The sequence below is a fragment of the Dickeya oryzae genome (assembly GCF_009372235.1).
In the GTDB taxonomy this organism is placed as follows: domain Bacteria; phylum Pseudomonadota; class Gammaproteobacteria; order Enterobacterales; family Enterobacteriaceae; genus Dickeya; species Dickeya oryzae.
Map to the genome: position 1 here is coordinate 100,632 of NZ_ML762922.1, position 9,694 is coordinate 110,325.

Below are 9,694 nucleotides of genomic sequence, written 5' to 3' on the forward strand. Positions count from 1 at the left end.
TAAACCGCCCCCGGACACCAACTTTTGTTGCATTCTACCGCCACACATCCTGCCCGCGATGACAGTCCCATGACGGAATGATGATTTGGCAGTGTCAGGCTGGGCTGATACCATAAATCACTATTTACTGACCCTCTTTCGTCGAAATGACGATACCTGCGGACTGAATTCAATGGCAATATCAATAAAGACCTCTGAAGACATCGAAAAAATGCGTGTGGCTGGCCGCCTGGCGGCGGAAGTGCTGGAGATGATCGAGCCTTATGTGGTGCCCGGCGTGAGCACCGGTGAACTGGACCGCATTTGCCACGACCACATCACCAACAAGCAAAATGCGATTTCCGCCTGCCTCGGTTATCACGGCTTTCCCAAGTCCGTCTGCATTTCTGTCAATGAAGTGGTGTGTCACGGTATTCCGAGCGATGACAAAACCCTCAAGGACGGCGATATCGTCAACATTGACGTTACGGTGATCAAAGACGATTTTCACGGCGATACCTCCAAAATGTTCATCGTCGGCAAACCGACGATTCTGGGGGAACGCCTGTGCAAAGTAACGCAGGAGAGCCTGTATCTGGCGCTGCGGATGATAAAACCGGGTATCCGGTTACGCACTCTGGGCCGCGAAATCCAGAAATACGTCGAAGCGCAGGATTTCTCTGTGGTGCGCGAGTACTGTGGCCATGGTATCGGTCGCGGTTTCCATGAAGAACCGCAGGTACTCCATTATGATGCCGACGACGGCGGCGTCGTGTTACAACCGGGTATGGTGTTTACCGTGGAACCGATGGTTAACGCCGGTGATTACCGCATTCGTACCATGAAAGACGGCTGGACGGTAAAAACCAAGGATCGTAGCTTGTCGGCGCAATACGAGCATACTATTGTGGTGACTGAAAACGGCTGCGAAATAATGACGTTGCGTAAGGATGACACCATCCCCAACATCATCACGCATCAGGAATAATTGAGCATAAGCCGGCTAACGCCGGCTTTTTTTTGTTTATGGTGGCGCAACATGATCGACAACAACTCCCCGCATGATATCACCGGCTCTGCGCCCTCCACGGCTCACCCCATTCCCGCTTCACCGCTAACCTTCACGGATGACATGCTGAAATGTCAGACGCTGAAAACGCATCTGGAACAGTTTCAGAGTTGGCTGGCGGAAGAATTCAAAGCAGGTGTGAGTGCCGAAGCACTGATTGACGCCCGCACGCTATTTATCGACCACCTGATGCAGCGGCTGTGGCGGTTCTATGGGTTTGAAAGTACATCACAAACCGCACTGGTCGCGGTAGGCGGCTACGGGCGCGGAGAGTTGCACCCGCTGTCGGATATTGACCTGTTGGTGTTAAGCCAGAACAGGCTCACCGATGCGCAGTCGCAGGCAGTCGGGACGTTTATCACCCTGCTGTGGGACTTGCGGCTGGAAGTTGGACACAGTGTGCGTACGCTGGATGAATGTCTGGAAGAAGGACGGGCGGATATTTCCGTCGCCACCAACCTGATTGAATCCCGTATGATTTGCGGTGACGTGGCACTATTCCTCATGCTGCAAAAGCACATTTTCAGCGATGTGTTCTGGCCATCAGAAGCCTTCTTCGCCGCCAAAATTGCAGAACAACGCGAACGTCATCAGCGCTACCACAGTACCAGCTACAATCTTGAACCGGATATCAAAAGCAGCCCAGGTGGACTGCGAGATATTCACACCCTGCTCTGGGTCGCTCGTCGCCACTTTGGCGCGACATCGCTTAACGAAATGGTGGGATTCGGGTTCCTGACGGAAGCTGAACGTAACGAGCTCAACGAGTGCCAGAGTTTTCTCTGGCGTATTCGCTTTGCTTTGCATCTGATCCTGCCGCGCTACGATAACCGCTTGTTGTTCGACAGGCAGCTCAATGTGGCACAACTGCTGCAATATCAAGGCGAAGGCAACGCGCCGGTTGAGCAAATGATGAAGGATTTCTACCGTATGACGCGCCGGGTTGGTGAACTCAACCAGATGCTGCTGCAGCTGTTTGATGAAGCCATACTGGCGCTGGATACCAGCGAAAAACCTCGCCAGTTGGATGAAGATTTTCAGTTACGTGGTCAGCTTATCGACTTATGTGATGAAACGCTGTTTGAGCGCAAGCCAGAAGCCATTATCCGCATGTTCCACCTGATGGTGCGCAATCAGGAAATCACCGGGATTTACTCAACCACGCTGCGGCATTTACGCCATGCGCGTCGTCACCTGAGCCAGCCACTGTGCACCATACCGGAAGCCCGTAGCCTGTTCATGAACATTCTGCGCCACCCGCGCGCCGTCAGCCGCGCACTGTTGCCGATGCATACCCACAGCGTCCTGTGGGCCTATATGCCATTGTGGGGCAACATTGTCGGGCAAATGCAGTTTGACCTGTTCCACGCCTACACTGTGGATGAACATACCATTCGGGTACTGCTGAAGCTGGAGAGTTTTACCGAAGAGGCGACCCGCGCATCCCACCCACTGTGCGTAGAACTGTATCCGCGCTTGCCGCAACCGGAATTATTACTGCTGGCAGCACTATTCCACGATATTGCCAAAGGACGTGGTGGCGATCACTCGGAACTGGGAGCCAAAGACGCGCTGGAGTTCGCCGCACAGCATGGGCTGAACTCACGAGAAGCGCAGTTGGTAGCCTGGCTGGTACGCTGTCACCTGTTGATGTCCGTCACCGCCCAGCGACGCGATATTCAAGACCCCGCAGTCATTCAGCAATTTGCCGAACAGGTGCAAAGTGAAACCCGGTTGCGTTACCTGCTAAACCTGACCGTGGCCGATATCTGTGCCACCAACGAAACGCTGTGGAACAGTTGGAAACAGAGCCTGTTGCGCGAGCTGTATTTCGCCACCGAAAAACAGTTGCGCCGCGGCATGCAGAACTCGCCAGACTTGCGCGAACGGGTGCGCCACCACCGTTTACAGGCGCTGGCGTTGCTAAGAATGGACAATATCGACGAAGAAGCGCTCTACCATATCTGGAGTCGCTGCCGTGCAGACTATTTCCTGCGTCACTCGCCCAATCAACTGGCCTGGCATGCCCGCCATTTACTGGAGCATGATACCAGTAAACCGATGGTCTTAATTAGCCATCAGGCCAGTCGCGGCGGTACCGAAATTTTCATCTGGAGCCCGGATCGTCCCTACTTGTTTGCAGCGGTCGCAGGCGAGCTGGACCGCCGGAATCTCAGCGTACACGACGCCCAAATATTCACCAGTCGTGACGGTATGGCGATGGACACGTTTATCGTGCTGGAGCCGGACGGCAGCCCGCTGGCACCGGATAGGCACGAGATGATTCGCCATGCCATCGAGCAAGCCCTGACCCAGCGGGATTACCAGCATCCCAGAGTGCGGCGACCTTCTTCCCGCTTGCGCCACTTCAGCGTACCAACGGAAGTCAGCTTCCTGCCAACCCATACCGACAGGCGCAGCTATATGGAGCTGATTGCTCTCGATCAGCCCGGTTTGTTAGCTCAGATCGGCGAAGTATTTGCCGACCTCAACTTGTCGCTGCACGGCGCACGCATTTCCACCATCGGCGAACGGGTCGAAGACCTGTTTATTCTGGCTGATAGCGAAAGGCGGGCATTAAGCCCCGAATTGCGGCTTAAATTGCAACAACGGTTGACAGAAGCCCTCGACCCAAACGATAAAGTAGCTTCTTAAATATTAAGCTGCGTTCCGCCATTTGGTATTGGTGGCACGCAGCCTGGTTTGATTAATCACGAAAGAGAAACAGGATGCAGCAATTACAGAACATCATCGAGACCGCATTTGAGCGTCGCGCAGAGATCACCCCGGCCAGTGTGGACGCGGTAACGCGCGAAGCGGTAAATCAGGTTATCAGCCAGTTGGACAGCGGTGTGCTGCGTGTGGCTGAGAAAATCAACGGTCAGTGGGTAACGCACCAATGGCTGAAGAAAGCGGTGCTGCTCTCTTTTCGCATCAATGACAACCACCTGATGGAAGGCGCGGAAACCCGCTACTACGATAAGGTGCCCATGAAATTCGCCGGTTACGACGAAGCACGCTTCCAGCGTGAAGGGTTCCGTGTCGTCCCTCCGGCCAGCGTGCGCCAGGGGGCATTTATCGCCCGTAATACCGTGCTGATGCCTTCTTACGTCAATATCGGTGCCTACGTTGACGAAGGCACGATGGTGGACACCTGGGCAACTGTCGGCTCCTGCGCCCAGATTGGTAAAAATGTACACCTGTCCGGCGGTGTGGGTATCGGTGGCGTACTCGAGCCGCTGCAGGCCAACCCGACTATCATTGAAGATAACTGCTTCATCGGCGCACGTTCTGAAGTCGTTGAAGGCGTGATCGTTGAAGAAGGCTCAGTCATTTCGATGGGTGTCTTCATCGGCCAGAGCACCAAGATTTATGATCGTGAAACCGGCGAAGTGCATTACGGCCGTGTACCGGCAGGCTCGGTGGTCGTTTCCGGCAACCTGCCATCCAAAGACGGTAGCTATAGCCTGTATTGTGCCGTGATCGTGAAAAAAGTGGACGCGAAAACCCGCGGTAAAGTGGGCATTAATGAGTTATTGCGCACTATCGACTAATACCACTATCGACTAAACTGAATGGCGGGTAACAACCTGCCATTTTTTTACGGCGTCTCGCCGTCACGACCAACAGTACTGGCACAGTTTTTCAGGCCGACGTAAAACAAGAAAGGTGGTGTTATGTACGACAATCTGAAAAGTCTTGGGATTTCCAACCCGGAAGATATCGACAGGTACAGTCTCCGTCAGGAGGCCAACAACGATATTCTGAAAATTTACTTTCGCAAGGATAAAGGGGAATTCTTCGCTAAAAGCGTCAAATTCAAGTATCCACGCCAGCGTAAAACCATCGTGGCAGACAATGCCGGACAAGGTTACAAAGAAATCAACGAGATCAGCCCCAACCTGCGTTATGTCGTGGATGAACTCGATCAGATTTGCCAGCGTGATCAGGCTGAAGTGGACTTGAAACGCAAGATTCTGTCTGACCTGCGCCATCTGGAAAGCGTGGTCACCAATAAGATCAGCGAAATCGAAGCCGATCTGGAAAAACTGACCCAACGTTAAGCTAGCGGGTATCACCAACGCGGTTGGTGATACGACAACCACCGCCAGCCAGACAAGAAACGGGGCCTGATGGCCAATGCCGATCGGTAAGAAAAAAATGATCGACTGGATCGGTCCGGCAGTTCTGCAAGAATCCGTAATCTCTCAAGGATTACGGATTTTTTATGCTTCTCAGACTGACTTTGGATACAATCCACCAATTTACTCATCAGTAGTTCGCAGCCCTTCGGACCGCCTTTCCCCTGAGTTTCTTGATGAGTGACTTGACGATACCGATATGATCACGCCAGCTATCGATGGAAATGATGGTCTTAGCAGTGATGGCCATCTGGCTCTGGCAGCAGTGGCTTTCAACTGTATCACCGCGTGCGGTAAAGCAGACCTTGCAGCACAACTTATTCCCCCTTTCAAACTGTTCCCCGCCTTTCTTTGATAAAAGTTTTTACGCACTCAGGCTGCTACATACCCGGCTGTCAGCCAGAACGGAAAAGCACTGGTGGAATTACTGCTATCATATCCACAGGCGAAAAGAAAATGGCAGCGCACGCCGGCTCCCCTGACAGCAAGGCTTATCAGCAAAGAGCTCAACACAGATACTGACATAATGTGTGACCCGCTGAAGTATCCAAAATCTGACATTGTGGAGCCGTATAACCATTGCTGGGACATAGAGCATGGGATCAACTACATCTGCTGAGGTCCATGATGTCACAGATGGCGTAGAACCTTATCAGATGAGCGTTAAACGGTCAGCGCTGTATCTGAAAAGTCAGTTGAACCTGTTACCGGGTGTGGTGCCGGGAAAAATCCCGAGAATAATGAAAGAGACAATAACTATGGCCTCAGGGTTAGTCCTGCCAGAACGAAGTGCACGCCATTACCCCTGAGCAGTAAAAAGAGGCCGCAACGTTATCCGTGCGGCCTCCGTCAAAATCTTAACTGGCAAGCATTAGAGCAATGCTCTCTTTTTTACAACACGAGTTTTTACAACGCGAAGGATTCACATCGCTCAGATATGCAACTCGGCCAACTTGTCTTTCGGCAGCGCCAGATCATCGTTCTTATTGACGATAACACCCTGATCCAAAATATGGCGAGCAATATCCTGCGCCTCGGTCAGCGAATGCATTTCATAGGTGCCGCATTGATATTCGTTCAATTCTGGGATTTTACGTTGATCGGTAACCTTGAGCACATCTGCCATCGCCGCTTTCCAGGCATCGGCCACGCGCTGCTCTTGAGGCGTACCAATCAGGCTCATGTAGAAACCGGTGCGGCATCCCATTGGAGAAATGTCGATAATTTCCACACCATCACCATTCAGATGGTCACGCATAAATCCAGCGAACAGATGCTCCAGAGTATGGATACCGCGCTCCGGCATGATCTCCTGATTAGGACGACAGAAACGCAGATCAAATACGGTAATCGTATCACCATGAGGGGTTGTCATGGTTTTAGCTACCCGAACAGCTGGAGCAGCCATACGAGTATGATCGACAGTAAAACTATCTAGTAAAGGCATCTTGCCACCTCCTCATGAAAAATATATTTTTCGTTGCCAGGAAACTTTTCTTACTGGTACCGGTCATAACAAATGAAAGACGCGCATTTATTATCATCATCCCTATTATCAGAGATGTTTCTTTGGCCACCCGATGACAATCGAGTGGCCTTTTCTTTTACCGACTACCAGCATTACTGTCTGGACAGATAGGTGTCAAAACTCAACGTGTCCTCCGACTCCAGTTGACGCTGACGCTGCCATGAACGCTCGCACTCCGAGGTAAACTGAGCATCGGACAGAATCTCCAAAGGCTCCTGCAACAGTTGTTCTCGATACTGCTCGGCTAGTTGTAGACCAACGCCGCCGCTGCCATTTTCCAGCATCATCGCCAGAATCCGCGCGGAGAATGTCTTGTCTGGGTCGTCGAATCCTTCCACCAATTGGTCACAGACTTGTCGATAGTACGACTTAGTCTGCCCCTGATCCAACAATTCTGCAACACGCCGTAGATCCGCAAACAGCGTACGCCCGACCTCAGCAATCGTCTGACGCGTGGTATCGCAGCCCATGCCTACCGTCTGCCCCGGTTTACGGCCTTCCAGAATCACCTGATTCCAGTTTTTGCGTGTACAGAGCAATTCTGCTTCACTCATTTCCGGCGCATCCGCCAGTGCACACCAGATCAGGAATAGATCGAGGAACCGTACCTGTTCTTCGCTGACACCTGTCGCCGAGAACGGGTTGATATCCAACGAACGCACTTCAATATACTCAATACCGCCACGCAGCAATGCGTCGGAAGGTGACTCGCCAGGACGAGTGACGCGTTTGGGGCGAATCGGGGCGTACAGTTCGTTTTCAATCTGCAACACGTTGGTATTCAGCTGCAGATAACGCCCATCTTTCTTAAGACCAATCCCGGCATACTCTTGCGAGGGCGTTTGGATAGCTTTTTTCAGTGCAGACACATAGCCTTCGAGGCTATTAAAGGTAATACCGAGATTGCTCTGTGACTTATTGGTATACCCCAGGTCACTCAATCGCAATGATGTCGCATAGGGCAGATAGAGCATGCCTTTTGAACGCTCAAACGGCAGATGGGTTTCTTTACCTTGCAAGAAAGAGGAACAAATAGCCGGAGAGGCCCCAAACAGATAAGGGATGACCCAACCGAAACGGTAGTAATTACGGATCAGTTGGAAATACCCGGCAGAAATCGCTTCCTTACCGCTGTCGGCATCGGCAATCCCTGCCCGGGCCTGCCAGAATGCTAACGGCAGCGAAAAATTATAATGCACACCGGAAATGGTCTGCATCAACGCGCCATAGCGATTCTTGAGCCCTTCACGATATAGGGTTTTGAAGCGACCAATATTCGATGATCCATATTGCGCCAGTTCAATATCCTGCCCTGCTTCAATAAAGCAAGGCATGCTCAACGGCCACATACGCTCATCATCCAGATGACGGGCAACATACCGATGAATATCACGCAAAAAGGTCAGTAGGTGATCAATATCCTTGTCGACTGGCGTTATGAACTCCAGCAGCGCCTCAGCAAAATCCGTCGTAATCCAGGGATGAGTCAACGCCGCCCCGAGAGTCTCTGGATGCCCTGTCGTCGCAAGATGCCCATTTGCCATCACACGCAGTGTTTCACGCTCAATACCACGCTGGATCCCTGTTATCGACTGAGGATGTTTTTCCAGCCAGGACAGCGCTTTTGATACGTCCGGGATCAAATTGACCTCCCGCTATGAAGATGTAGTTGTGTTAATAAGAATAATGGATGGTATATGGGGGCAACAATCATGATTACAACTCACCCGGCTCCCATCGTCCATTGCAGCGTTACACCAGCGATGATCAGGTAGCGCAACGTTTTTCCGATAAAAATACACATGACTGAACCCACCCAGGGCATCCTCAGCCAACCTGCCAGTACACACAATATATCGCCGACTATCGGTACCCAGCTAAACAATAGTGCTGCCGTACCATAACGCTGCAGCCAGCGGCGCGCCGTCTCCAGCCCTTTTTGCGGTTTAAGCTCAGGGGCCAGACGCCCGATAACAATATTGGTGATGCCACCGAGCGTATTACCAATAGAAGCAATCAGAATGAGCCACAACGGGCTAGCGCTGTGGCTCGATAACAACGAAATCAATACGACTTCTGAGCTGCCCGGCAACAGCGTTGCACTCAGAAAGCTACTCCAGAACAGGGAAAATACTGCCCAGAACTCACTCACAACGTTCTTACGTCAACAACAGCCATACCCGCGCTGATTGCTGCTTGTACGCCAAAGTCAGCATCCTCAAACACCACACAATGCTCAGGAGCAACCTGAATCAATGCCGCACAACGCAAAAACGTATCCGGAAAAGGCTTGTGTCGTTGCACATCATCGGCCCCTACCAGCGCAGTAAAATAATCGCGCAATCCCAGGTGGCGTAATAAACGCTCAGCCAGACCATGGGTACTGCCGGTCCCCACCGCCATCGGACGGCGACCATGATATGCCTTGACAACCTCAATGAGTGGTAACGGTTGCACCGTATCCATCAACATGGTTTCAGTCACAAACGCCTTTTCAGCCGCCAGTACATGCGGGTCAAGGTCTGATTGATGATGATGGAGAATAACCTCAGCAATACGCCAGGTCGGCGCACCATTCAGTGCCGTCATCGCATCGTCGTCGTAGCTCATACCGTACTTCGCCAACACCTGTTGCCATGCGCGGCTATGGGTGGACTCTGTATCAAGGATGGTGCCATCCATGTCGAATATGAGGCCCTGATAGCGATCGTACATCATGATTCCGTACCTATCGAAAAGAGATGACTACTTTAACGCAAAGTAAAAATATTGTCGCTTACTCAATAACCCCATTAAAAACAGTGAAATGGCCATGACTAAGGACAGAAAGCCACATACGTTTGATACGCGATGTAAAAATAGCAATGTCAGGAAGAAGAAAGGAGGCAAATCAAGAGATGGTGCATCCGGGAGGATTCGAACCTCCGACCGCTCGGTTCGTAGCCGAGTACTCTATCCAGCTGAGCTACGGATGCA

At 51.8% G+C, this 9,694-nt stretch carries 8 protein-coding genes and 1 tRNA gene; 4 read left to right on the forward strand and 5 right to left on the reverse strand.

The annotated features are described in order from the left end of the window. The first annotated feature begins 172 nt into the window (after positions 1 to 172). The 4 genes from map to FAZ14_RS07860 all read left to right on the forward strand — a co-directional run bounded on the left by map (position 173) and on the right by FAZ14_RS07860 (position 5,112). Positions 173 to 967 carry a type I methionyl aminopeptidase gene (gene map / locus FAZ14_RS07845; RefSeq protein WP_016942185.1) on the forward strand — a complete coding sequence of 265 codons (795 nt, stop codon included), beginning with the start codon at positions 173 to 175 and terminating at the stop codon, positions 965 to 967. A gap of 51 nt (positions 968 to 1,018) precedes the next feature. Next, a complete protein-coding gene (gene glnD / locus FAZ14_RS07850) occupies positions 1,019 to 3,703 on the forward strand; it encodes a bifunctional uridylyltransferase/uridylyl-removing protein GlnD (RefSeq protein WP_153508327.1) in 2,685 nt (894 codons plus the stop codon). A gap of 74 nt (positions 3,704 to 3,777) precedes the next feature. Continuing rightward, positions 3,778 to 4,602: a 2,3,4,5-tetrahydropyridine-2,6-dicarboxylate N-succinyltransferase gene (gene dapD, locus FAZ14_RS07855; protein ID WP_016942187.1), complete on the forward strand. Its 825-nt coding sequence runs from the start codon at positions 3,778 to 3,780 to the stop codon at positions 4,600 to 4,602. 123 nt (positions 4,603 to 4,725) lie between these two features. Next, entirely contained in the window at positions 4,726 to 5,112 is a 387-nt protein-coding gene (locus tag FAZ14_RS07860; RefSeq protein ID WP_016942188.1) for a DUF3461 family protein, read from the forward strand. Between the two features lie 1,009 nt (positions 5,113 to 6,121). On the opposite strand, the gene luxS is transcribed toward FAZ14_RS07860, so the two are convergent. The 5 genes from luxS to FAZ14_RS07885 form a co-directional block, all read right to left on the reverse strand. Next, positions 6,122 to 6,637: an S-ribosylhomocysteine lyase gene (gene luxS / locus FAZ14_RS07865; protein ID WP_016942191.1), complete on the reverse strand. Its 516-nt coding sequence runs from the start codon at positions 6,635 to 6,637 to the stop codon at positions 6,122 to 6,124. Between the two features lie 173 nt (positions 6,638 to 6,810). Further along, positions 6,811 to 8,361, reverse strand: coding sequence for a glutamate--cysteine ligase (gene gshA / locus FAZ14_RS07870; RefSeq protein WP_016942192.1), 1,551 nt, complete (start codon positions 8,359 to 8,361; stop codon positions 6,811 to 6,813). Between the two features lie 80 nt (positions 8,362 to 8,441). Next, a complete protein-coding gene (locus FAZ14_RS07875) occupies positions 8,442 to 8,870 on the reverse strand; it encodes a YqaA family protein (protein WP_016942193.1) in 429 nt (142 codons plus the stop codon). Then, entirely contained in the window at positions 8,867 to 9,433 is a 567-nt protein-coding gene (yqaB, locus tag FAZ14_RS07880; RefSeq protein WP_038925546.1) for a fructose-1-phosphate/6-phosphogluconate phosphatase, read from the reverse strand. The genes FAZ14_RS07875 and yqaB overlap by 4 nt, the downstream gene beginning before the upstream one ends. Before the next feature lie 183 nt (positions 9,434 to 9,616). Further along, positions 9,617 to 9,693: transfer RNA gene (locus FAZ14_RS07885), tRNA-Arg, on the reverse strand. Position 9,694: the final 1 nt, after the last annotated feature.

Coding starts and splice junctions, on each gene's coding strand:
- map (WP_016942185.1), top strand. CDS start 173: ATGGCAATATCAATAAAGACCTCTGAAGACATCGAAAAAATGCGTGTG.
- glnD (WP_153508327.1), top strand. CDS start 1,019: ATGATCGACAACAACTCCCCGCATGATATCACCGGCTCTGCGCCCTCC.
- dapD (WP_016942187.1), top strand. CDS start 3,778: ATGCAGCAATTACAGAACATCATCGAGACCGCATTTGAGCGTCGCGCA.
- FAZ14_RS07860 (WP_016942188.1), top strand. CDS start 4,726: ATGTACGACAATCTGAAAAGTCTTGGGATTTCCAACCCGGAAGATATC.
- luxS (WP_016942191.1), bottom strand. CDS start 6,637: ATGCCTTTACTAGATAGTTTTACTGTCGATCATACTCGTATGGCTGCT.
- yqaB (WP_038925546.1), bottom strand. CDS start 9,433: ATGTACGATCGCTATCAGGGCCTCATATTCGACATGGATGGCACCATC.